This window comes from Synechococcus sp. CBW1108 (assembly GCF_015840335.1).
GTDB lineage: Bacteria > Cyanobacteriota > Cyanobacteriia > PCC-6307 > Cyanobiaceae > Cyanobium_A.
The window spans coordinates 595,213-616,985 of the sequence record NZ_CP060395.1 but is presented as its reverse complement, the minus strand read 5'-3'; the positions used below and the strand labels follow the sequence as shown (position 1 = coordinate 616,985).

The following is a 21,773-nucleotide window of genomic DNA, read 5'->3' as shown; positions in this document are numbered from 1 at the left end:
TCAATTAAAAGCCGCTGGTCTCTTATTTGCCCATCCATGCCATCAAAGTATCTCACGGCAGCCACGGCACCAACCGCAATGGTTGTCAGGCTTGCAACAACCGCGATGCTCTTAGAAAAACTAACCATGATGCCATCCTCGTGCACAATGTTTTCGTGATTCTACCTTGGTCAATCCAGTCACGCCTGGTGGGGCTGGCCAAGGGGTAAGAGCATTCACCCATCGGCCCATGGACATTTAGCAATTGAGACTCGTTGATCTTTAGAGGAGCTGTTGTTGACAATCCTGGCTAGGTGGGATTACCGAAGGCTCCTGTTGGTTGAGCCGCGGCAAGCGGCAGGCTGCGCCATTGCGCCACCACAAACGGCGGCACAGGCAACTCCACAAACACCCCCGGCAGCGCCAGCCGCAGGGGCCGGTCTTGGTGCAGGTCGGCCAGCAGGGGCGCCAGGTCGAACTCGGCGGCGGCGCTGCGGCCATCTCCTGCCAGCTGGGGGTTGGCCAGGGTCACATCGGCCAGCTGCCAGCTGAAGTGGCCGCTGCGCACCTGCAGGGCCGTGGGGTGGTCGAGCCGTACCTTGCCGGGGTAGCCCACAATTCGCAGCTTCAGGGGGCCGCCCGGAGGGCCTTCGCGGTAAGCCACGACCTGCCAGCTCTGGTAGTCGAGGTCGCGCAGGCTCTCGAGGCTGCGCACCACCGGGGTGCCGTTCTCGTCGTTGTGGGCGTGCACTAGGGCCTGGGCGGCAGGGGGCAGCCCCAGCCAGAGCGCCAAGGCCAGCAGGGGCGTCAGCAGCAGGGTAAGCAGGGGTTTCATGGCTGTTGCTCAGCACCCGGTTGGCGTTCGGCCCCAGGGATGGCCTGCCAGTCGGTGTGGGTGGCCCACAGGGCCCAGATCGCCATGGCCCGCAGGTAGTGGCAGGCACGGAAGGTGTTGACGCCGGTGATGGCTTCAGGGGTGCGGAACTGCAGGCCGCCGCCGTACACCTGCTCCACCACGGCGCCGCTGATGGCGAAGGCCGTGCTGGTTTCGCCCATCAGGCGGTAGTAGGCGGCCAGGCCGAAGTTGATGCCGGTCCACACCTCCAGCGGGTGGGTGCCGTTGGGATCGAGGGGGGTGCCGTCGCGGCGCAGGCCGTTGGCCACCCCGAGCTTGCCGCCCTGGAAGCCCTCGAAGCAGGCCTGCTTCACCGCCTTGAGGGCACTGCGGGCGCGCACGTCGGCCACGACGGCGGGCAGTCCCAGCAGGCGGGCGTAGAAGTCGCCGCAGAGCTGGTCGGCCATCACCACAGGTGTGCCGCTTTCGGCATCGATCTTGTAGTACTCCCCGTTCCACAGCAGGGCATCGAAGTTGGCTCGGGACTGCTCCAGCCAGCTGCCGAATTGCCGCTGCTCGCCACTGGTGTCGAGCCCCAGCTCCAGCTGCAGCCGCTGGGCCATGGCCAGGGCCGCCTCCAGGGCGGCGATCCAGAGGGCACCGCAGTAGGCACTCACCCCCTGCAGCGGCCAGTCGTCGAAGGTCTGGTCGGGGGCGCCGCCGTTGTCGGGCAGGCCGTCGTTGTTCACGTCGAAGCTTTTCAGGTAGGTGAGGGCCTCAACGGCCGCTGGCCAGCACTCGGCCAGGAAGCGCAGGTCTTCGCCACTGGGAGCGAGCCGGAAGGTGCGCCACACCTGCAGCACGTAGTCGCTGGCCAGGTCTTTCCAGAGATTGCAGTCTTGATAGGCGGTGTAGTTGGTGGCATCCCAGGGCCGCTCGTTTGGGGCGCCGAGGTCGTGCGGGGTGGCGCCGGCGACCTTGCGGGCCGCCTCCACCCGGCCCTTGCCCTGGGTGAAATACCAGCCGATCGGCCTCGGGGTGGGGTCGGCGGCGGGGATGGCGCGGGCGAAGCTGCGCAGTACGGCCTTGTCGAGTTCGGGCCAGAGCTGCAAAAGGGCGAAGGAGCCGTAGAGCCGCACATCGAGGCTCTCGTACCACGCGTAGTCGAGACACTCGAGCACCCCGAAGCGGCCCACCGGGTCGGCGGGGCTGGCGGCACTCCAGAGGCTGCCGCCACTGGCCAGGTCGTAGAGCTCGTTGAACAGGGCCATCCGCAGCGGCTCGGGCAGATCGCTGCGCTCCAGCACGGGCTGCTGCCAGGCTTCGATCTGGTTGTGCCAGTCGCGCCAGTCGCGCAGGGCCTCGGCGGCGATGGCGGCGGCGTTGGTGCCTTCGGTGCCAAACACATCGGTGTAGCGGCGCAGGGTGCGGGTGCCGCTGGCAAAGGTCGTGACCGGCAGATCCCAGCTGATCACCAGGGGGATTTCGAGGCTGGCCCCCGGCTCAAGGTGGCATTTCACCGCCAGGGCGGCGCTGGCGGGGTCGTTGGCTCCGCTGCGGCGGTCGTTGTTGCTGTTGGGGATCGAGCCATCGCGGGCGAAGGGCTCCCACAGCTCGGCGCCGCTGCCGTGGGGGTTCCAGCGGCTGCAGCGCTGCACGTCCAGGTGGTTGGGCGCCGCCAGGCACCATTGCCCCTGGCCCTCTGCGATTGGCTTGGAGCGGCTGCCCTCCAGCAGCACCCCCTTGAGGCCCGCCTGATCCACCCAGAGGTTGCGTTGGCCTTCGCTGCGGCCGATCGCGGGCAGGTAGTTGTGCTCCGGACTGCCGTCGTCGCGGAAGGTCACGGCCGCCGTGGGGTCGGTGTTGGTGAACCAGCCGGTGGTGTTGCGCCAGCTCAGCAGCAGGGAGAGGTCCAGGGGGCGGTCGGTGGGGTTGGTCAGCGTCCAGACGAACACCGCCACCGGGTAGCTGGTGCGCCGGTAATCGCCGGGGAGGATCGGGCTGAAGGCCTGGCAGCTCACCTCGGCTTGGAACACGCCCGAATAGTGGGTGCTGCTGAGGGGATAGCGGGCTGCATAGGTGCCGGTGGCTTGCTCGGCGGTGCTGGCGGGGTACCAGCTCCAGGCGCTGAGGGGCTCGCCGGCCTCGGGGCGGGAGGCATCCACCGGGGGTTTCACCGCCAGGGCATGGGCGCGGCTCTGCTGGCCGTCGCTCTCAAACAGGGCGAACTGGCAGTCGGGCAGGGTGCCGAACCAGTGCTCACCGCCATCGAGGTGCCAGAGGTTGAAGCTGCCATCGGGGGCCCGGCCGATGCAGCCGGCACCGAAGCCCCCCAGGGGCATGCCGTGGTTGGGGCCGTCGTCGAGGTTGCTGGCGTAGCGCACCGTGTAGGGCTTGTCCCAACCCATCCCGAAGGGGCGGCTCCAGCTGGCCGCTGGGGCATTCGCTTGGCCAGTGCCACGGCCCCCCTTGCCCTGAAGCAGCGAGGTCAGGGCAGAGAGGCCGAAGCGCGCCATGGGGCCAGAAAAGGTGCGCCCAGCTTGTCAGAGGTTGCTGGGCCCTGGGTCGGGGCTCCCTGGAGGTGCGCCTACGGGATTGGAATGTGTTCCTCGAATGGTCAACATGAGGTAGTGATCGCCCGCAGCCGCGATCTCATCACGAAGTACATCAACCATTTTCCCATAAACGCATACAGCTTCAGAATTTCGCATGTAAAGCTATGGGCTTCCGGCCAACGATTTGAAAAATCCCTATACCGGCGCGGTGATAACTGAGCAGGCGCTCGAAATGTTCGAGTCCGCCAACGCCAAGGTCATCAATGCCCTCATCGCAAAGCAGGCATGGGCGAAGATTCGGCAATCCGCTCGACCCGCAGACCGAGCTGGGACCGCTCTACGGCGGGCCCGCAGCCATAAATTATCTTATGGAACTTGTGGAAGATGCTGTCGCCTCGGGCGCCCGCATCGAGACCGGTGGCATCACCTTTGAGAAGGACGGCTTCACTTTTTTGCGTCCGACCCTTATTACAGGGGCTACCACGCGGATGCGTGTCATGTAGGAGGAGACATTCGGACCGGTTCTTCCGGTGTCCGGGGTCGCCAATGATGAAGAAGCTCTGTACCCGTTCAGGGGTCGGGATGCACCGCCGCGCGAATGCACGCCTGATTGCTCATCGCTGAGCGGGCAAAGAAGCCGTGCTGCTTTTTGCTGTTGAACTCAGGGATCCGGCAGCAGGGACGGCATCACCCCGCCACGGTGATGGGCGATCCAGGCCTGCTCGAGGAACTCCCAGGCATCCCGGCCCTGTTGCCGCAGGGTGGTGGTGACCGTGAGCAGCCGGCTGCGGCAGATCGCACCTTGGCGGGATTGCATTCCATGGCTGATTTTGCGCTGAATCACCGACTGGCGCAGGGCTCTTTCTGCTGCGTTGTTGGTGGGTTCGATGCCGGGGTGATCCAGAAAAGTCCACAGGGCTTCTTTGCGTTGCAGGAGTTGCTGGCAGGTGCGCACGGTCTGGGCCCATGGCGTTCGCTCCTTTCGCGCAAAGCCCAGATCCACCACTCGCTGCAGTGTGGCCTCGAACTGGAGGCGGATCGGCCGGCAACTCAGCTGCAACGTGGGCCAGTCGATCGTTCCGTCCTTCCACTGGCGCCACTGGGCAAATAGCTGCTGCTGCAGGCCCAACAGCTCCGCTGCGAACTCCGCGCTGGCGCCTGGGCGTTCGGCGATGGCGGTGAGATCACGGATCAGGTGCGCCCAGCACAGCTGACGCTGCTGGATGGGCAGGTGGTTGTATGCCGAGAAGCGATCGCTCACCACAATGCCGCCAAAGGCACTGCCGAGCAGCTCGATGGCGGCGGCCCCCGATCGACTCAGGCCTTGGATGAACACCGTCACCACAGCGGTCACCATGACCCACTGCCAGCCACGCTTGCCGGTGGGATTGCCGCCATCGGCGTTGCCGATGGGTGCGCCGGTTTCATCCACGTAGGCCACCGGTTGCTGACGGGCGAAAGCGATGGCCTGATGCACGGGCTGCTCCAATGCTGTGCTCAAGCGCTGGCGGATTGCCGCAATGGCGCCGCGACTAATCTCCACCCCCAGCAGCTGATCGAGCAGCGCCTGGGTTTTGGTGAAACTCAACGGGAAGGCGCTACCGAGCAAACCCACCAGGGCACTGAGCCTTGGGCCGTACTGACTGGCTTCCACATCCGCCGGTAACGGGGCACAGGTGCTGGTGGAGCAGCAGGGGCACACCAAGCGATGCAGCCGATGCTCGATCACCAGCGGCGTGATCGGCGGGACCTCAATCACCTGGTGGCGCAGGCTGCGGATCCTCTCCCGCAAGCAAAGTGCCGCAGCGGCGGCAGGCATCGGGATGATGCTCCACCACCTCATCAACCCGCTCGATCGGCAGCAGCTCAGGGCCTGATCCAGGGTGGCCCGGCTGAGCGCCGCGCTTGCGGCCACTGCCCTTGCGCCGTTCCGGCGGCTTAAACCCAGGGCCATCACTGGAGGGCGGTTTGGAGGAATTGCGCGAGCTGCGGCCGATCCGCTCACGCAGCTGGGCCAGCTCGGTGGCCAGGGCGACGAGCTGGTTGCGGTGCTCCTCAATCTCCTGCTGTTGAGCCACGATGAATGCCTTGGCAGTGGCTGGCCACAACAACCAGTCTGCTTCTGGAATCCCGGCCGGAGGTGCGCTCATCACAGGCGGTCTCTGCCTGAGATGCAACCGGGAATCAAGCCGCCGTCAAGGGTTTAGCAGGAACCATGTGCGCAATGACCCGTCCCGCCCCCTGAACGGTTACGAAGCTCTTGGCCTAAGAGTTTGCTGAAAAACCAAGCCTGCGCGAAAATGGATTAACCGCCCAGCCCAGATGCGAGGTCACCGGGAGCGCAGCGGCTCCCTGTTCTCCTACGTGTCGATTGAGGAGCGGATCCCGGCCAGTCATCCGCTGCGGCGGATCCGGAAACTGGCGGATCAGGCCCTCGATCGGCTCAATCCCACCTTTTGCGCGCTCTACGCCGCAGAAGGCCGGCCCTCGGTGCCGCCAGAACAGCTGCTGCTGGCCTCGTTGCTGCAGGCGTTCTACGGGATTCGCTCGGAGCGGCTGTTGCTGGAGCAGCTCCACTACAACCTGCTGTACCGCTGGTTTGTGGGCCTGAGCCCGGATGATCCGATCTGGCACCCCACCACATTCACCAAAAATCGGGAGCGGTTGCTGAACGAGCAGGTCATGGGGCGCTTCCTGGAGAAGCTGATGGGTGCTCCGGAGGTCAAGCCGCTACTCAGCGACGAACACTTCTCAGTGGATGGCACCCTGCTGCAGGCCTGGGCGTCCCATGCCTCACTGGAGCGGACCGATGGTCAGCAGGACCCACCGCCACCGTCGTCAGGCCCTGGCGAGGGCTTTGGCGCTCCAAAGCCCGGTAAGAAGCGGGCCAAGGGTGACTTCCGCGGCATCAAGCTCAGCAACAAGACCCACCGCTCCAGCGTCGATCCAGACGCCTTGCTGGCCCGCAAGTCCAATTCCCACCCGGCTCAACCCAGCTACCGAGGCCACGTGCTCATGGACAACCGCCATGCCCTGATCGTCGATTGCCGCGTTACCCAAGCAGTGGGTACCGGGGATGTCAGCCGCCAAAGCGATGGCGGCTGACATCCCCGGTGCCCACCAAAAAACCATCGGTGCCGACAAGAACTACGACACCAAGGGCTTTGTCGCCGAGATGCGTCGCATCGCCGTGACGCCGCACGTCGCTCAGAACACCGCCCGCTCTGGTGGCTCCGCCATTGATGGCCGCACCACGCGCCACGAGGGCTACGCCAAGTCGATCAATGCCCGCCGCGGTATCGAGAAGGTGTTTGGTTGGATCAAACAGTGGGGCGGTCTGCGCCAATTCAAACTGCGCGGCACCGACAAGGTGAGTGCGGTGTTTGGCCTGCACGTGATCGCCTACAACCTGATCCGGCTGGGCAACCTGCTCAAACCGGCGATGGCGGCGGCATGAACAGGTGGTTGCCCAGAGGTGTGCCAATGAGGCGGCCTCCAGGAAGCCCCAACGGGGCAAAACGCCTGAAATCGGGCGTTCTGAACCGCTGAAACGCATCATTTCAGCCCGAACGGAGCACAATCAGCTCTCTGGAGGGAAAAACGCGGCCTTTCAGGCAGTTTTTCCGCAAACTCCTAATTAACCACCCGCTGTTCGGATTGACGACTTCGGTTTTCACCCATAATCCTGCACTTCAGGAACGCATCCTTGAAGAGGCCCGGTCGGGCACCGTCTATTTCAACTGGTGTAACGACGTGCATCCGGAGGTCGCCTGGAGCGGCTGGGGAAGGTCGGGCAACGGTATGGCTGCCATGTCAGAGCTCGGCTTCCAATCCCTGACGCGCGCCCAGTCGATCGTCAAAGCTCTCCCGTGCGCTTGACCGTCTTGGGACGTTCACGGCGCTGCGGTCGCAGATCACTTACCGAGGCGATGGCTTCGAACAGACGGCGGATGGCGGGCTCCTTCTTGCCCTGGTTTGGTCTGGTCTGGTCTAAATTGTGATCTTTTCTGTGTTCTCGGCAAGATGGCAAGTCATTCGGCCGCTGGCGGCGGTGGTCGTCGCATGGTCAACATGCTGGAGGCCAAGACCCACCTCTCACGCCTGGTGGAGGCGATCGAAACAGGTGCGGCAAGCGAGGTGGTGATCGCCCGCAACGGCAGGCCGGTGGCGCGACTCACCGCCCTGCAGGAGCCTGCGCCGCCCCGGAGCCTGGGAGTGGCCCGCGGTCAGTTCACGGTTCCCGATTCGATCGATACCGCCAATCCGCTGATCGCCGAGCTGTTTGAGCAGCCCTGATGCGCCTCCTGCTCGACACCCACGCCTTTCTCTGGGCGATCAGTGATGAGCCCAGGCTGGGCCCGCGCAGCCGCGATCTGATCACCACCGAGGCCAGCAGCGTGCTGATCAGCCATGTGTCGCTCTGGGAGATCGCCATCAAGCACGCCCTGACCCGCAGCGACATGCCGCTCTCTGCCGCCCAGGCGATCCCATGGGCTCAGGAGTGCGGCTTCGAGCTCCTGCCGCTTGATCTTCCCCATCTGCTGACGCTCGAGCAGTTGCCCCTCCATCACCGCGATCCGTTTGACCGCCTGCTCGTGGCCCAGTCGATCAGCGAATCGCTGCTGCTGGTGAGCGCCGATGGGGCGTTTCATGCCTATGGCTGCCCGTTGCAGGATGCTCGCCGCTGAAGGAGAGCTTGCGCAGGGGCTCGATCGCTGCAGCCGTTTTCCCCATGGTGATCGAACCACTGCAGCGGCCCCAAGGCTGAGCAGAGCCTTCAGGGCTCCTGGTGGGCTGGGGCCGCTGGCGCCTGGAAACCCCCATTCACCTCCTGGTCCACCAGGGCGTCGAGGGTGACGGCGGAGCGCACCAGGGCCTGATAGCGCTGCACCACCCGGCGGTTGCGCTCGATCCAGTTGCCAGGATCACCGCTGGGCAGGCCCGTGCCATCCCCCGCCAGCAGCTCCAGGTCTTGTTGCTGGGCCAGCAGGGCGAGCACCAGATCGTGGATGCGCTGGCGGCGGTCGCTCATGGACGGGCGGGGGTTCACTCGGCTGGGCATCATGGCTCCATTGGCAAGGACACCCTGGCGGAGTTGGCCGTGTTGGAGGTGATCGGCACCGATGCCGGTGGCGTGGCCGGCTTGGTGCCCCCCAGCCTGGCCCTGGTGCGGGCTGCCCAGCTGCTGGTGGCTCCGGCCCGGCTGCTGGCGGAGCTGGAGCCCTGGTGGCGGGCCGAGCAGGCGGCCGGGCGCATCTCAGCGGGGAGCCCTTGCCCCCAGCTCCTGGCCAGCGACCGGCCGGAGTTGATCTTCGGGGCCGTGGAGGAGGCCCTAGCGGCGGGATGCCCGGCGGTGCTGCTAGCCAGCGGTGACCCGCTCTGGTTTGGCATTGGCCGGCTGCTGCTGCAGCGCTTCGGCGCCGGGCGGCTGCGCTTCCATCCGGCCCCCAGCTCCCTGCAGCTGGCCTTCGCCCGCCTCGGCCGCCCCTGGCAGGACGCCAGCTGGATCAGCCTGCATGGCCGCGACCCCGAACCCCTGGCGGCGGCCCTGCAGAAACGGCCTGCCGCCCTGGCGGTGCTCACCGACCCGGGCCGCGGCGGCGCCGAGGAGGTGCGGCGCATCCTGGCGGCCTCGGGCCTGGAGGCGGCCTATGCCTGTTGGCTGTGCGAGCGGCTGGGGCACCCCGAGGAGCGGGTGCAGCGCCTGGCTCCCCAGGCGCCCCTCCCCGGGGATTGCCATCCCCTGCACCTGGTGCTGTTGATCGCCGAGCCGCCGGCTGCGCCCGCCGATCCCGCGTCCCTGCCCCTGTTTGGTCTCGACGACGGTCTGTTTCTCCAGCACGACGACCGCCCCGGCCTGATGACCAAGCGGGAGGTGCGCATCCAGTTGCTGGCCGATCTGGAGCTTCCCGAGCGCGGCGTGCTTTGGGATATCGGCGCCGGCGTGGGTTCGGTGGGGTTGGAGGCGTTGCGGCTGCGGCCGGCTCTGGCGGGTTGGTTTGTGGAGCAGCGGGGCGGCTCGGCGGGCCTGATCGCCGCCAATGCCGAGCGGCTGGGCGTGCTGCCGGCGGGGCTGCTCGAGGGCCGGGCGCCGCAGGTGCTGGCCGAGCTGCCCGATCCGGACCGGGTGCTGATCGGCGGCAGCGGCCGCGAGCGGGCGGCCGTGCTGGCGGCGGTGCTGCAGCGCCTGCGGCCCGGCGGCATGGTGGTGATTCCCCTGGCCACCGTGGAGGCCCTGGCCGTGCTGCGCCCCCTGCTGGAGCAGGCCGGCTGCGCCGTCGCCGTGGCCCAGCACCAGGCCTGGCGCGGCGCCGCCCTCGCCGATGGCACCCGCCTGGCGCCGCTCAATCCGGTGTTGGTGCTGAAGGGGCGGCTGCCAGCCGCTGCAGGATGAGCAGGCGCTGCCACAGCGCCGCCCGGGGAGCTTCGATCGCCAGAGCCTGACGGCAGCGCTCCAGCCAGCCCTTGCGCTGCTGCACCCGCTCGAGGGCCTTGCTCAGGTCGGCACGCACTGCGTCGCCATAGGCCAGTTCGGCCTTGGTCAACGCCTGATCCCACACGGCTGGGGTCAGGGGCAGATGGGCCAGATCAATCAGATCGCGGTTCAACACCCCATCGTCGTTCCAGCGGTCGGAATTGGCCAGCAGCTTGCTGCAGATGAGATCGTTCAGCGTCAACGAGGCGATGCCACACACTGCTTTTTCCTTGCTGGGCATCTCCAGGCTGATCTCGCCCTGCCGCCGCCCAACAGGCAATGGTGCTGGCGCAGCAGCTGCGGATTGAGCTGCACCAGCAGGCTCGCAATCCGGCGGTGGTGCTCAAGCCGGAACATCGGGCTCCGGGATGGCGTGAGTCAGAGACGCGATCAGTTGGCGCTCCTGCGGCTGCAGCTCCTCCAGATCCAGCCACCTGCGATGGCGTGCATAGAGCCCAGCCGCTTCCGCCGCACCCGGCGTGCTCGTGCCTTGCACATGCCAGGCCAGTTGCCGCAGAAGGGGATAGTCAGCAAGTTCGATGCTCTCCGCTTTGGCGGCGGTTGCTGCTTCGGCGTCGGCATCCACCAGCTGGATCAGGGAGAGATCAAGGGCATCCAGCACATTCATCAAGGCCCCACCGTCACCGAGGAGGCTCCGGTTTCGATGCGGTGCAACGGCCTTGGGGGCCTGGCGCACCGGATGGCAAGGAATGCCTAGCTAGATGATTCCCATTCTGGTCATTTGCTTGCATTCTGGCGGTTACTTCAGGGTGCGGTCTGGCTCCCAAGGGCCTCTATCCGCACCGCCGTGCCCACCTGGATCCCCAACGCCTCGGCCTGGCCGGCGGCCAGTTCGAGCACGCCGTCCACCGCCTGGTCGGGGCCGTAGCTGCGGCAGGGCAGGCGCATGCAGGGGGCGGTATGGACCTCGATCGCCACCACCCGGCCGCCCTGCACAAACAGCATGTCCAGGGGCTCGGGGGTGCGGTGCATCCAGAACCTCGCCAGCGAGGGCGGGTTGTAGGGAAACCACATCCCCCGCAGGGACGGCAGGGGGGGGCGAAGTTGCAGGCCCTTGCTCTGTTTCTCGGGGGTGTCGGCCACCTCCAGGGCGATACAGCGTTCGGGTGCCAGGCACCACTGGGCCGTGATCGGCAGCCATTGGGGCGGGGGCGTGAAGCCGCACAGCATGGCCGCCATTCCGGGCAGGCTCAGGCCCGTCATCCAGGCACGGAAACCCATCAGCTGCGGGCCTCCAGCTGGGGTGACCGCTCGCTCAGGCAGTAACCCTGGCCCCGGATCGTATGAATCAGCCGCTGTTCGCCGCCCTCCTCCAGCTTGTGGCGCAGATAACGCACGTACACCTCGATCACATTGCTGGTTGTGCCCAGGTCGTCGTTCCACACCTGGCGCAGGATCAGGTCACGCCCCACCACCGTGCCCTTGCGCTCAAGCAACAGGATCAGCAGTTGGTACTCCCGTGCCGTCAGGCCCACGGACCGCGCACCCCGCTTGACCTGGCGGGTGCTGGGATTGACCACCAGGTCGCCCACCTGCAGCAGCTGGACGGGGATGTTGGTGCGGCGGGTGAGATCGAGGTGCAACCGCAGCCGCATCAGCAGATCGCTGGGGCCGAGGCTGGAGAGCCAGAAGTCGTCGGCGCCAGAACTGAGGCAGAGAACCCGGGCCTCCACCGTGTCCTCGCCCACATCGAGCAGCAGGGGCAGGTCGCCCCATTGGGCCCGCAACGCCGGGATGCGGCCGGCCTGGTCGGCGGAGAGCAGCACCGCATCGGGGGCCGGGTCAGCAGGGGCGGGGGCTGCGGCGCTGCAGGTGTATCCAGAGGCCTCCAGCCGCGCAGCCAGGGCTTCGGCCTCCTCTCCCACCAGCAGGATCAGCGTTTCACTCATGGGGCCATGCCGTTGCCGGGTTTGGCCACATGGGGCAACCCCCAGCCGAGCTTGTTGCGCAGCACCTGGAAAAACTCGTGGTCTGCCAGGCGCACAAAGCGGGCCGGTTGCTCGCTGCGCCGCACCAGCACCCGGTCTTCGGGCCAGAGGTAACTGCCGGCACTGCCATCGACCACCATCATCAGTCGCTCGGGGGTGGCTGGAAACACGGTCACCGGCTCCCGGTCGCTGAAGACCAGGGCCCGCGATGCCAGCGAGTGGGGTGCGATCGGCGTGAGCTGCAGCACGGGACAGTCGGGCGTGATCACCGGGCCGCCGGCGCTGAGGGCATAGGCGGTGGAGCCCGTTGGGGTGGCGAGGATCACGCCGTCTGCGGCGATGTCCACGGGGGCGTGGCGGCCAATGGCGATCTCGAAGTGGCACATCGAGGTGAGGGGCTCGCGGTGTAGGGCCATCTCGTTGAGACAGAGCACTTCCCAGCGGCGTTGCTCGCCGCGCATCACGCTGACGATCAGCATCGTGCGCTCCTCCACCGTCCACTCGCCGCTGAGCACCTGGTCCAGCGCCGCCTCCAGCTCGTTGAGGTAGGCCTCCGCCAGAAAGCCGAGATGGCCGGTGTTGACCGTGAGGATCGGCACGCCGATGGGTGCGGTTTGGCGGGCGGCCGAGAGCACGGTGCCGTCGCCGCCGAGCACCACGGCCAGGCTGAGGTCGGGGGCGAAGTTTGCCGGCACGCAGGCCGCATAGCCGCGGCTGCGCAGGTGCTGGTCTGGGTTGGCGAAACCCACCATGCCGCCGGAGCTGCTCACCCGCACCACGCCATAGCCGGCCGCCTTGAATCGGGCCTCGATGGCATCGGCAGTGGCCAGGGCCACGCCTTTGCCGTCATTCACGATCAGTCCGACGCGGGGCACCGATCGGGGGGCGGGGAGTTGCCTGAGTTTATGGGCCCAGTTTCAGCTAGCTCGCCCCAGGGCTCCTGTTGTCCTAGAACTGCTCCAGAAAGCGCAGGTCGCTGGTGTACAGGCGGCGGATGTCATCGATGCCGTGGCGCACCATGCAGAACCGCTCCACCCCCAAGCCCGCAGCAAAGCCGCTCCAGCGTTCCGGATCGAGGCCTATGCCGGTGAGCACGGCGGGGTCGACCATGCCGCAGCCCATCACCTCCAGCCAGCGGCCCCGCCACTGCACATCCACCTCGGCGCTGGGCTCGGTGAAGGGGAAGTAGCTGGCCCGGAAGCGCACAGGCAGGTCGCCAAAAAACTGCTGCAGGAAGGCCGTCACGGTGCCGCGCAGGTGGCTGAAATCCAGGCCCTCATCGATGGCCAGCACCTCCACCTGGTGGAATACCGGCGAATGGGTGGCATCCACCGGGTCGCGCCGATACACCCGGCCAGGGGCGACCACCCGCACCGGCGGCGGGTTCTGTTCCAGGTAGCGGATCTGCACCGGGGAAGTGTGGGTGCGCAGCAGGCGGCCCTCCCCCAGGTAGAAGGTGTCCTGCATATCCCGGGCCGGATGGTGCTCCGGGATGTTGAGGGCGCTGAAGTTGTAGTGGTCGGTTTCGATCTCCGGCCCCTCTGAAACCCGATATCCCAGCCCACTGAAGATGTCGACGATCTCTTCGATCGTGCTGATCAGCGGGTGGCGATGCCCCGCTGGGGTGTAGCTGCAGGGGGCCGTCACATCCAGGCTCTCCCGGGCGATGCGCTCTGCCATGGCAGCGGTTTTAACCGCTTTCAGCCGCTCGCCGAGCAGGCTTTGCACCTGCTCCTTGAGCACGTTGGCTCGCTGGCCGATCAGGGGCCTTTCGTCGCCGGGCAACTTGCCCATGGCCCCCAGCAGGCCGGAGAGGCGCCCCTTCTTGCCCAGCAGGCCCACCCGCAGCTCCTCCAACTCGGCGGCGGTTGTGGCAGCGGAGATCTCAGCTGCCGCCTCGCTTTCAAGCGCCACAAGCTGGTCGGTGAGCTGCTGCAGGGACACGGTGGCGCTCACGGCAGGTGCGGAGGGAGTCGAGACTTTAAGTAGGCGCCCCAGCGCTGGGCCGTTACGTTGCGGCGAGATCTCCCTGCGACCGATGGCACCGTTGAGGATCCTGATCAGCAACGACGACGGCGTTTTCGCCGAGGGGATCCGCACCCTTGCCAATGCAGCCCTGGCCCGCGGCCACCAGGTGAGCGTGGTGTGTCCAGACCAGGAGCGCTCCGCCACCGGCCATGGCCTCACCCTGCAGACCCCGATTCGGGCGGAGCGGGCCGATGAGTTGTTTGATGACGGCGTCCAGGCCTGGGCCTGCAGTGGCACCCCCTCCGACTGCGTCAAGCTGGCCCTCTTTTCCCTCCTTGATGAGTGGCCGGATCTGGTGCTCTCCGGCATCAACCACGGGCCCAACCTGGGCACCGACATCCTGTATTCCGGCACCGTCAGCGCGGCGATGGAGGGAACGATCGAGGGCCTGCCCGCCCTGGCGGTGAGCAGCGCCGACTTCCAGTGGCGTCAGTTTGCGGCAGCGGCCAGGCTGGCCCTGGATGTGGCCGAGGGCATGCTGGCGGAGGGTTGGCCCGACAACATGTTGCTCAACCTCAACGTGCCCGCCCGGCCCCCCGAGGCGATCGGGCCGTTGCGCTGGTGTCGCTCGGCGGTGCGCCGCTACACCGACCAGTTCGAGCAGCGGGTGGACCCCCGCGGGCACACCTACTACTGGCTGGCAGGGGAGGTGGTCAATGACCTCGAAGCCCAGGTTTCCGGGCCAGAAAGCTGGCCCACCGATGTTGCCCAGATCAATACCGGTGCCCCTTCGCTGACCCCGCTCCAACCCGACATCTTCTGGCGTGGGGTGACCCGCGACCTGCCGGATCTGAGTGGTCTGCTGGCTCAGGTGGAGCGGTAAACCCGCTGCAGCAGCCAGAGGCTGATCCACAGCCCAATCAGATGGGCAAACAGCACCTGGGTGTTGCCCAGTACGGACAGCATCTCGATCGAGGTGATCGGCAGCCCCACCACCCGGCCGGCGGTACCGGGGGCCGCCTGGATCTGGGCACCAAAGAACCCCGGCACCTGCTGGGAGGCTTGCACAAACAAGCTGCCGGCCAGGGACTGATAGCCAATCACCGCCAGGCTCAGACCGACCAAATCGGCGAGCAGGCCCCGTTTGATCAGTTTTGCCGTTTCGCCCTTGCTGGGCCGCACCGGAGAATTCAGGGCCCGGCCGCAGCGCACGATCAGCCCGCTCTGCCAGATGCACCAGAGCAGCAGCAGAAAGGCCAGGGTTGTCAGCGAAATTCCAGGCCCCAGGCCCAGGGCCCGGGAGGAATTGGCTGCCAAGCGGCCGCCAATGTTGTTGAACAGCAGGACGCCGACCACCACCACGGCCAGCACGACCTGGGCCCAGAGGCGTACCCAGCCCATGCGCCGCAGGGCTGCAGCGATCAGCTGTAGGTCGAGGCGGTCAGCCATGCAGCCAGTGCCGGTTTGTGCCCCAAAGGTGCCATGGGAAGATCGATTTGGCTTCCGTTGCCGTTGGTTTCCGTAGCGTTGATACCCCTGCGATCCCCCCAGGAAGCCCGCCGGCCGACAGCCATTGCCCTGGGCAGCTTTGATGGCCTGCACCAGGGCCACCGAAGGGTGATTGCCTCGGTCACGGATCTGCCCGCTCCCGCGCCCTCTTCCGTGCCTGCTCCCGTGCCCACTCCCGTCCCAACGGTGGTGAGTTTCTGGCCCCATCCGCGCGAAGTGCTGCACGGGGAGGCGCGGCTGCCCCTGGATCTGCCCGCTGAGAAGCTGCACCTGCTGGAGCCGCTCGGCATTCAGCAGCTGGTGCTGGTGCCCTTTACCCAGGAGTTGGCCGCCCTCAGCCCGGAGGCGTTTGTTCAGCAGGTGCTGTTGGACCAGCTGGGGGCCAGGCGGATTGCCGTGGGGGATAACTTCCGCTTCGGGGCCGGCCGCTGCGGCGACAGCCAGACCCTGGCGGCCATCGGCCAGCGCCATGGCATCGATGTGAAAGTGCTGCCCATGCTCTGGGATGGCACGGAGAGGGTGAGCAGCAGCCGCATCCGTCGGGCGCTGGCCGAGGGGGATGTGGCGGAGGCGCACCGGCTTCTCGAGCGGCCCTATCGCTTCCGAGGCCTGGTGGTGCCAGGGCGGGGACTGGGCAAAACCCTCGGTTGGCCCACCGCCAATCTGCAGGTGGACGGGCGCAAATTTCTCCCCCTCGAGGGGGTGTACGCCGCCGCGGTGTCAGTGGCGGGGGGGCCGATGCTGCCGGCGGTGATGAATCTCGGCCCCCAGCCAACGGTGGATCCGATGGCCCCCTCGGCGGTGGAGGTTCACCTGCTCGATCGCCGCCTGGAGCTTGTGGGTATGGAGCTGCAGGTGCAGCCGCTGCAGCTGCTGCGTCGCCAGCAGACGTTTGCCAGTTTCGAAGACCTCAGCAGCCAGATTGCGGCCGACGCCGACCGGGCCCGCGCCCTATGGGGCGGGGTAGGCGTGGGTGAGGCCCCAGCCGATGAAGGTGGCAATCCCGCCGAGCAGCAGAATCCCTGAGATCAGCACCAGCATCGGGTTGTCGGAATTGGCCTTGTCCACTCCGCCCGGCTCGCCTGCCATTGGCCCCTGCGCGATGGATTCCACCCTAGACAGCTTTGACCGTTCCGCCCGGGATCGTCTACTCGACGCCAACCTGGACCGGGCCCGGGAGGGCCTGCGGGTGCTGGAGGACTGGGCCCGTTTTGGCCTCGACCGGGGCGATCTGGTGGCCCGCACCAAGGACATGCGCCAGCGGCTGGGCCGGCTGCACCGGGATGCCTACAAATTTGCTCGCCATACGGCCACCGATCCGGCCGCTGGCCTGGGCCACCCGGCCCAGGCGGAGCGCCGCAGCCCCAGTGCCGTGGTGGGTGCCAATGCGGGCCGGGTGCAGGAGGCTTTGCGGGTGCTGGAGGAATTTGGCCGCAGCAGCGATCCAGATCTGGCAAAGGAGGCCGCCACCCTGCGCTACCTCCTCTACGACCTGGAAGTCGATCTGCTGCAGGCCTGTCGCCTCGCCGCCACTGGCGGGGGGGGGCGGCGCCAGGCGTTGGCCAGCTGCCGGCTCTATCTGGTCACCTCGCCGGTGGCCGATCTGGAGGGGGTGGTGGCCGCCGCCCTCGGGGCCGGAGTGCGCCTGGTGCAATACCGGGCCAAGGAGGCCGCCGGCCTCGACGACCTGCAGAAGCTCCGCCAGGCCCGCGCCCTGCGCCAGCTCTGCACCGCCCACGGCGCCCTGTTTCTGGTCAATGACCGGATCGACATCGCCCTGGCGGTGGAGGCCGACGGGGTGCACCTGGGCCAGGGGGACCTGCCACCGGCCATTGCCCGCCAGCTGCTCGGCCCCGATCGCCTGATCGGCCGCAGCACCCATGCCCTGGCCCAGCTGCAGCAGGCGGTGAGCGAGGGCTGTGACTACGTGGGGGTGGGCCCCGTGCATGCCACTCCCACCAAGCCGGGCCGGGAGCCCGTGGGCCTCGATTACGTGCGCCAGGCCGCGGCGGCCAGCCCGATTCCCTTTTTCGCTATCGGTGGGGTGGATGCCAGCAACCTGGCGGCCGTGCGGGCCGCTGGCGGCACCCGGGTGGCGGTGGTGCGGGCGATCACCGAAGCGGCCGATCCCGCGGCGGCCGCTGCCGGCCTGTTGGCAGAGCTCGAGGCCAGGGGATGATCACGCTGGTGGTGAATGGCGAAGCGCGCCGCTGTGCCGCCGGTCTCAACCTGGAGCAGGCCCTCGGGCAGCTGGGTTACCAGCCCCGGCTTGTGGTGGTGGAGTTCAACGGCACGATCCTGCCCCGCTCGGCCTGGACCGGGCAGCTGGTGGTGGAATCCGACGTACTGGAGGTGGTCACCATCGTCGGTGGTGGTTCCTAGATTCCTTCCATCTGCTTAAAGCGCCTTGGCGCGTTCCACCCCCCTCCTGCTGCGGCGCTGCGCCAGCCTGCTGGTTGTACCCGTGTTGGCCCTCACCCTCCTGCTGGCCCATCCCAGCCCCAGTTGGGCGGCCAGCGGCGGCCGGATCGGTGGCGGCAGCTTCCGCTCGGCACCCTCCATGCCCCGCAGCTATGGCGGGGGCGGCTATGGGGGTGGGGGTGGTTTTAACGGGGGCTACCGGGGCGGCTATGGCGGCGGTGGCATTGGCTTCCCCTTCCTGATTCCCCTCTTCGGTTTCGGCGGCGGCGGCCTGTTTGGCTTCCTGGTGCTGATGGCTGTTGTGGGCCTGCTGCTCAATGCCATCAAAGGCGGTGGCGGCCAGGCTGGGCCCCTTCCCTCTGGCCGCGGCTCCGAGCTCGCCTATGGCAGGCCGGATGGCCCCGTGACGATCAGCCAGCTGCAGGTTGGTCTTCTGGCCTCGGCCCGGGAGCTCCAACGGGACCTGCGACGGCTGGCAGGTAGCGCCGACACCGGGCGTGCGGCAGGCCTGCAGGCGTTATTGCAGGAGACCACCCTGGCCATGTTGCGCCACCCCGATCTCTGGGTGTATGCCAATGCCGAAGTGGGCCAGGTGCCCTTCGCCAGTGCCGAAGCCACCTTCAACCGTCTCTCGATGGGCGAACGCAGCAAGCTGCAGCGCGAGGTGACCAGCAATGTCTCCGGCCAGCGTTTCAGCGATGCCAGCGTTGTTTCAGGTGAGAGCGACGCCAGCAGCGATTTCATCGCCATCACCCTGCTGGTGGCCAGTCGCAACCGCCTCAATATCAAGGGGGCTGGCAGCGCCGATCAACTGCGGGATGCACTCCAGCAACTAGGCGCGGTCGGCGCAGATGACCTGATTGCGATTGAGGTGATCTGGCAACCAGAGGGTGCAGGTGAGGTGCTCAGCACCGAAGAACTGCTCACCGCCTACCCCCAGCTGCAACACCTTTAAATTCCTCTGATAAGTTACACGGATTGATGAGCCAACAGCTAGCCCATTGGGGCCTGGCTGTTGAGGATGCGTAGGGCCGCCATCGCTGCCCCGTAGCCATTGTCGATGTTCATCACCATCAACCCTGGGGCGCAGCTGGCCAGCATGCCGCTGAGGGCTGCCTGGCCGCCGGCGCTGACGCCGTAGCCCACCGACACCGGCACGCCGATCACCGGTTGGGGCAGGAGGCCGGCCAGCACCGTGGGCAGGGCCCCTTCCATCCCGGCGCAGGCAATCAGCACAGGGCAGCTGCGCAGCTCCTCCAAGCGATCGAGCAGGCGGTGCAGCCCGGCGACGCCCACATCCAGCACCAGCTGGACGGCAATTCCATGGCAGGCGAGGGCCAGCTGGGCCTCCGCCGCCACCGGTAGATCGCTGGTGCCGCCGCCCAGCACCGCCACCCGGCCCCGGCTGGGATCGGGGCTCGGCAGGCTGCCGGCCGTGAGGCAGCGGGCCTGCAGGTGTTGCTGCAACTGCAGCTCCCCCGCCAGGTTGGGCCCCAGCTCGAGGGCCACGGCATGGGCTTTTGCGGGCTCGATGCGGGTGGCGAGCGCCAGTTCACCGGCGGCGTGGGTGGCGATCAGGATCCGGGTGATCTGGTCGGCGCTCTTGTTTTCGCCCCAGATCGCCTCCACCATCCCCAGCCGCTGGCGACGGCCCAGATCCAGGCGGTGCTCGCTGCTCATGGCGCTGCTCATGGAGCTACTCATGGCGGTAGCAGTTCCCCTTCAAACACCAGGGGGAAGGGATTGCCCTGGCGCCTACCTGTGGCCTGGCGGGCCGCCTGCTCGAAGCGCTCCTGCACCGCATCCAACTCAGCCGGTGGGATTGCTTTCCACTGCTCCCGGCTGGCCCAGCGAATCAGCAGGGTGCCTTCCTCGGTGGCGGGGTCCCACAGCAACTGGCGATCGAGGAATCCTTTCTGTTGGGCCAGCCAGGGCTCCCAGCTGTTCGCTTCGGCGGCGATCCAGGCCTGGCGCGCTTCAGCCGGCACCTTCACGCGCAGGTGCTCGACCACGGCCACCTCAAAGCCGCCGTCGGGGCCATCCCGCCCGGCGATCGCCCTGTCGGGATGGCCTGCCAGCAGCATGGCCAGGCACAGCCCAAGGGCCAGCAACCTCGCCACCCCCCCAATCATTTCTGCAACAGGGCCACGGCGTGGCATGAGATCCCTTCCTCCCGTCCTTCAGCGCCCAGTTTTTCGTTGGTGGTGGCCTTGACGCCCACCTGGTCGGCCGAGAGCCCCATGCGGGCGGCGATCGCGGCGCCCATGGCCCCGATGTGGGGCTTGAGCCTGGGGCGCTCGGCCACGATCACGCTGTCGATATTCACCACGCTCCAGCCCCGCTCTGCCACCAGGGCCCCCACCTGCTCCAGCAGCACCAGGCTGTCGGCCCCCTGCCACTGGGGGTCTTCTGGCGGGAAATACAGGCCGATGTCGCCCAGGGAAAGGGCCCCCAGCAGGGCATCCATGATCGCGTGCACCAGCACGTCTGCATCGCTGTGGCCGTCAAGCCCCAGGCCGGCTGGATGATCCAGCCGCTGGCCACCCAGGATCAGCGCCCGACCCGGCACGAGGCGGTGGATGTCGTAGCCGTTGCCGATGCGTAGCTGCATGGGCCGCAGTGGGAGCGGCTTCAAACCCTATCGCCCAGAACCTGTAGGCGGTTACCTTCTCGGCCCATCACCTGCACGCCCTCGCCGAGTTGCAGTTGCCGTTCCGGCTCAAGGTTGATGGCTGCCCAGCTCTGCCCCTGCCAGCGCACCCGCCCAGCCTCTTCCCCCGGGCTGAAGCCGCTGATCACGCTGGCCCGATCGCTGCTGCCGCCTGGTGGAATCGCCCGCGTTCGGCGCTGCCTCGACCAGCCCTGCAGAGAGGGCAGCAGGGCCAGGGTCAGCCCTGCGAACACCCCTAGCTGGGCCAGCGGGCCAAGGGCCGGTACGGCGGCCAGCAGTAAGGAAAGCCCCAGGGCGGCCAGAACGGCGGGCAGCAGTCCGTCGAAATCGACCCCGAGCCAGCTGACGCCCAGCAGGATCAACGCCAGCAAAAACCAGGTCAGCGCGGCCATGGCAGGGGCGGGAGGGGCAGCCCGACCATGGTGCCTAGCCTGAAGCCAGTGCGAGGCCATTTCCATGGAAGCCCTGTTCGGTCTGCCCGCCCTGGTGCTGATGGCCCTGCTCGGGATCAACAGCGTCAAGGTCACCAGCGGCGGCCAGTCGCGGCTGGTGGAGCGCCTCGGCAAATACGACCGCCAGCTGCAGCCTGGCCTGTCGCTGGTGTTGCCGGTGCTCGAAAAGGTGGTGAGCCACGAATCGCTCAAGGAGCGGGTGCTTGACATCCCGCCCCAGCAGTGCATCACCTGCGACAACGTGGCGATCGAGGTAGATGCGGTGGTGTATTGGCAGCTGCTGGAGCACGCCCGCGCCTACTACGCCGTCGACAACCTGCAGGCGGCGATGGTGAACCTGGTGCTCACCCAGATCCGCGCCGAGATGGGCAAGCTCGACTTGGATCAAACCTTCACCACCCGCCAGGAGGTGAATGAGGTGCTGCTCAAGGAGCTGGATCAGGCCACCGATCCCTGGGGCGTGAAGGTGACCCGGGTGGAGTTGCGCGATATCCAGCCCTCCCGTGGGGTGCAGCAGGCGATGGAGCAACAGATGACCGCCGAGCGGGAGAAGCGGGCCGTCATCCTGCGCTCCGAGGGCGAGCGCGAATCCCAGCTCAATGCCGCCCGTGGTCGAGCCGAGGCGCTGGTGCTCGATGCCAGGGCCAAGCAGGAGGCACTGCTGCTGGAGGCCCAGGCCCAGGCCCAGCAGCAGACCCTGTTCGCCCAGGCCAGGGCCGACGCCGCCACCCGGCTGGCCGAGGCAATCCAGGCCAACCCTCAAGCCGCTGAGGCGATGCGGTTGCTACTGGCCGGCGACTGGATGGCCATGGGCGAGCAGATGGCCCATGCCCCCGGCGGCAGCGTGCTGATGGTGGATCCCCAGAGCCCGGCAGCCCTGCTCACGGCGTTGCGGGGTCTGCAGCAGGGCCAGAGCTGAGTGACACACAGCCAGCGGCAGCGGCGATGGTGGAAGAGCT

General features: G+C 67.3%; 27 protein-coding genes and 1 pseudogene. 12 read left to right on the top strand and 16 right to left on the bottom strand.

From position 1 onward, the window contains the following. Positions 1-289: 289 nt before the first annotated feature. Positions 290-814, bottom strand: a complete 525-nt coding sequence (locus H8F27_RS03285) for a DUF3122 domain-containing protein (RefSeq protein WP_197151198.1) — start codon at positions 812-814, stop codon at positions 290-292. After that, positions 811-3,330, bottom strand: coding sequence for a GH116 family glycosyl hydrolase (locus H8F27_RS03280; RefSeq protein WP_197151197.1), 2,520 nt, complete (start codon positions 3,328-3,330; stop codon positions 811-813). Before H8F27_RS03280 ends, H8F27_RS03285 begins: the two co-directional genes overlap by 4 nt. Positions 3,331-3,632: 302 nt before the next feature. Here H8F27_RS03280 and H8F27_RS03275 point away from each other — a divergent pair, with 302 nt between their 5' ends. Further along, positions 3,633-3,872, top strand: coding sequence for an aldehyde dehydrogenase family protein (locus H8F27_RS03275; RefSeq protein WP_197151191.1), 240 nt, complete (start codon positions 3,633-3,635; stop codon positions 3,870-3,872). A gap of 158 nt (positions 3,873-4,030) precedes the next feature. Here H8F27_RS03275 and H8F27_RS03270 read toward each other — a convergent pair whose 3' ends face one another. Continuing rightward, entirely contained in the window at positions 4,031-5,161 is a 1,131-nt protein-coding gene (locus H8F27_RS03270) for an IS66 family transposase (protein ID WP_231596492.1), read from the bottom strand. Continuing rightward, entirely contained in the window at positions 5,121-5,519 is a 399-nt protein-coding gene (locus H8F27_RS03265; RefSeq protein WP_197151187.1) for a DUF6444 domain-containing protein, read from the bottom strand. The genes H8F27_RS03270 and H8F27_RS03265 overlap by 41 nt, the downstream gene beginning before the upstream one ends. A gap of 172 nt (positions 5,520-5,691) precedes the next feature. Here H8F27_RS03265 and H8F27_RS03260 point away from each other — a divergent pair. From H8F27_RS03260 to H8F27_RS03245, 4 genes and pseudogenes are all read left to right on the top strand, one after another. Continuing rightward, a pseudogene (locus H8F27_RS03260) lies at positions 5,692-6,826 on the top strand (IS5 family transposase). Between the two features lie 122 nt (positions 6,827-6,948). Then, positions 6,949-7,248 (top strand): aldehyde dehydrogenase family protein, encoded by a 300-nt coding sequence (locus H8F27_RS03255; RefSeq protein WP_370594487.1) that lies wholly within the window; start codon positions 6,949-6,951, stop codon positions 7,246-7,248. 144 nt (positions 7,249-7,392) lie between these two features. Further along, positions 7,393-7,665 (top strand): type II toxin-antitoxin system Phd/YefM family antitoxin, encoded by a 273-nt coding sequence (locus H8F27_RS03250; protein ID WP_231596491.1) that lies wholly within the window; start codon positions 7,393-7,395, stop codon positions 7,663-7,665. Next, positions 7,665-8,057: a type II toxin-antitoxin system VapC family toxin gene (locus H8F27_RS03245; RefSeq protein WP_197151184.1), complete on the top strand. Its 393-nt coding sequence runs from the start codon at positions 7,665-7,667 to the stop codon at positions 8,055-8,057. The genes H8F27_RS03250 and H8F27_RS03245 overlap by 1 nt, the downstream gene beginning before the upstream one ends. A gap of 89 nt (positions 8,058-8,146) precedes the next feature. On the opposite strand, the gene H8F27_RS03240 is transcribed toward H8F27_RS03245, so the two are convergent. Next, positions 8,147-8,401, bottom strand: a complete 255-nt coding sequence (locus tag H8F27_RS03240; RefSeq protein WP_197151183.1) for a hypothetical protein — start codon at positions 8,399-8,401, stop codon at positions 8,147-8,149. 69 nt (positions 8,402-8,470) lie between these two features. On the opposite strand from H8F27_RS03240, the gene cbiE reads away from it, so the two are divergent. Next, complete coding sequence (cbiE, locus tag H8F27_RS03235; RefSeq protein ID WP_197153338.1) at positions 8,471-9,763, top strand: precorrin-6y C5,15-methyltransferase (decarboxylating) subunit CbiE; 1,293 nt, start codon at positions 8,471-8,473, stop codon at positions 9,761-9,763. On the opposite strand, the gene H8F27_RS03230 is transcribed toward cbiE, so the two are convergent. The 6 genes from H8F27_RS03230 to pheS form a co-directional block, all read right to left on the bottom strand. Next, a complete protein-coding gene (locus tag H8F27_RS03230) occupies positions 9,714-10,124 on the bottom strand; it encodes a nucleotidyl transferase AbiEii/AbiGii toxin family protein (protein WP_197151182.1) in 411 nt (136 codons plus the stop codon). The genes cbiE and H8F27_RS03230 overlap by 50 nt on opposite strands. A 63-nt stretch (positions 10,125-10,187) precedes the next feature. Next, positions 10,188-10,472 (bottom strand): hypothetical protein, encoded by a 285-nt coding sequence (locus tag H8F27_RS03225; RefSeq protein WP_197151181.1) that lies wholly within the window; start codon positions 10,470-10,472, stop codon positions 10,188-10,190. A gap of 137 nt (positions 10,473-10,609) precedes the next feature. Continuing rightward, positions 10,610-11,086 (bottom strand): DUF192 domain-containing protein, encoded by a 477-nt coding sequence (locus H8F27_RS03220; protein ID WP_370594461.1) that lies wholly within the window; start codon positions 11,084-11,086, stop codon positions 10,610-10,612. After that, positions 11,086-11,754, bottom strand: a complete 669-nt coding sequence (locus H8F27_RS03215) for a response regulator transcription factor (protein WP_197151180.1) — start codon at positions 11,752-11,754, stop codon at positions 11,086-11,088. The genes H8F27_RS03220 and H8F27_RS03215 overlap by 1 nt, the downstream gene beginning before the upstream one ends. Further along, on the bottom strand, positions 11,751-12,668 hold the full coding sequence (locus H8F27_RS03210; protein ID WP_197151179.1) for an NAD(+) kinase: 918 nt from the start codon (positions 12,666-12,668) through the stop codon (positions 11,751-11,753). The genes H8F27_RS03215 and H8F27_RS03210 overlap by 4 nt, the downstream gene beginning before the upstream one ends. Before the next feature lie 73 nt (positions 12,669-12,741). Then, the gene (gene pheS / locus H8F27_RS03205; RefSeq protein ID WP_197151178.1) at positions 12,742-13,749 is read right to left on the bottom strand and encodes a phenylalanine--tRNA ligase subunit alpha; all 1,008 of its coding nucleotides are present in this window, start codon (positions 13,747-13,749) and stop codon (positions 12,742-12,744) included. A gap of 82 nt (positions 13,750-13,831) precedes the next feature. Between pheS and surE the strand changes: the two genes are divergently transcribed. Further along, complete coding sequence (gene surE, locus H8F27_RS03200) at positions 13,832-14,644, top strand: 5'/3'-nucleotidase SurE (RefSeq protein WP_197151177.1); 813 nt, start codon at positions 13,832-13,834, stop codon at positions 14,642-14,644. Here the strand turns inward: surE and H8F27_RS03195 are convergent. Then, on the bottom strand, positions 14,629-15,210 hold the full coding sequence (locus H8F27_RS03195) for a DUF3611 family protein (RefSeq protein ID WP_197151176.1): 582 nt from the start codon (positions 15,208-15,210) through the stop codon (positions 14,629-14,631). The genes surE and H8F27_RS03195 overlap by 16 nt on opposite strands. Before the next feature lie 78 nt (positions 15,211-15,288). On the opposite strand from H8F27_RS03195, the gene H8F27_RS03190 reads away from it, so the two are divergent. From H8F27_RS03190 to H8F27_RS03175, 4 genes are all read left to right on the top strand, one after another. After that, positions 15,289-16,296 (top strand): bifunctional riboflavin kinase/FAD synthetase, encoded by a 1,008-nt coding sequence (locus H8F27_RS03190; protein ID WP_197153336.1) that lies wholly within the window; start codon positions 15,289-15,291, stop codon positions 16,294-16,296. Positions 16,297-16,372: 76 nt separating this feature from the next. Next, a complete protein-coding gene (locus H8F27_RS03185; protein ID WP_197151175.1) occupies positions 16,373-17,449 on the top strand; it encodes a thiamine phosphate synthase in 1,077 nt (358 codons plus the stop codon). Beyond that, entirely contained in the window at positions 17,446-17,652 is a 207-nt protein-coding gene (gene thiS / locus H8F27_RS03180) for a sulfur carrier protein ThiS (RefSeq protein ID WP_197151174.1), read from the top strand. Before H8F27_RS03185 ends, thiS begins: the two co-directional genes overlap by 4 nt. Before the next feature lie 25 nt (positions 17,653-17,677). Then, the gene (locus H8F27_RS03175) at positions 17,678-18,646 is read left to right on the top strand and encodes a DUF1517 domain-containing protein (RefSeq protein ID WP_231596489.1); all 969 of its coding nucleotides are present in this window, start codon (positions 17,678-17,680) and stop codon (positions 18,644-18,646) included. 38 nt (positions 18,647-18,684) lie between these two features. On the opposite strand, the gene larB is transcribed toward H8F27_RS03175, so the two are convergent. From larB to H8F27_RS03155, 4 genes are read right to left on the bottom strand one after another with little or no spacing between them, the layout of a single operon-like run. Continuing rightward, a complete protein-coding gene (larB, locus tag H8F27_RS03170; RefSeq protein WP_231596488.1) occupies positions 18,685-19,395 on the bottom strand; it encodes a nickel pincer cofactor biosynthesis protein LarB in 711 nt (236 codons plus the stop codon). Beyond that, complete coding sequence (locus tag H8F27_RS03165; protein ID WP_197153333.1) at positions 19,392-19,775, bottom strand: TIGR03792 family protein; 384 nt, start codon at positions 19,773-19,775, stop codon at positions 19,392-19,394. The genes larB and H8F27_RS03165 overlap by 4 nt, the downstream gene beginning before the upstream one ends. 44 nt (positions 19,776-19,819) lie before the next feature. Next, positions 19,820-20,302, bottom strand: a complete 483-nt coding sequence (gene ispF / locus H8F27_RS03160) for a 2-C-methyl-D-erythritol 2,4-cyclodiphosphate synthase (RefSeq protein ID WP_197153332.1) — start codon at positions 20,300-20,302, stop codon at positions 19,820-19,822. Positions 20,303-20,322: 20 nt separating this feature from the next. Next, positions 20,323-20,754: an NfeD family protein gene (locus H8F27_RS03155; RefSeq protein ID WP_197151173.1), complete on the bottom strand. Its 432-nt coding sequence runs from the start codon at positions 20,752-20,754 to the stop codon at positions 20,323-20,325. A gap of 64 nt (positions 20,755-20,818) precedes the next feature. Here H8F27_RS03155 and H8F27_RS03150 point away from each other — a divergent pair, with 64 nt between their 5' ends. Beyond that, complete coding sequence (locus H8F27_RS03150; protein ID WP_197151172.1) at positions 20,819-21,733, top strand: SPFH domain-containing protein; 915 nt, start codon at positions 20,819-20,821, stop codon at positions 21,731-21,733. Positions 21,734-21,773: the final 40 nt, after the last annotated feature.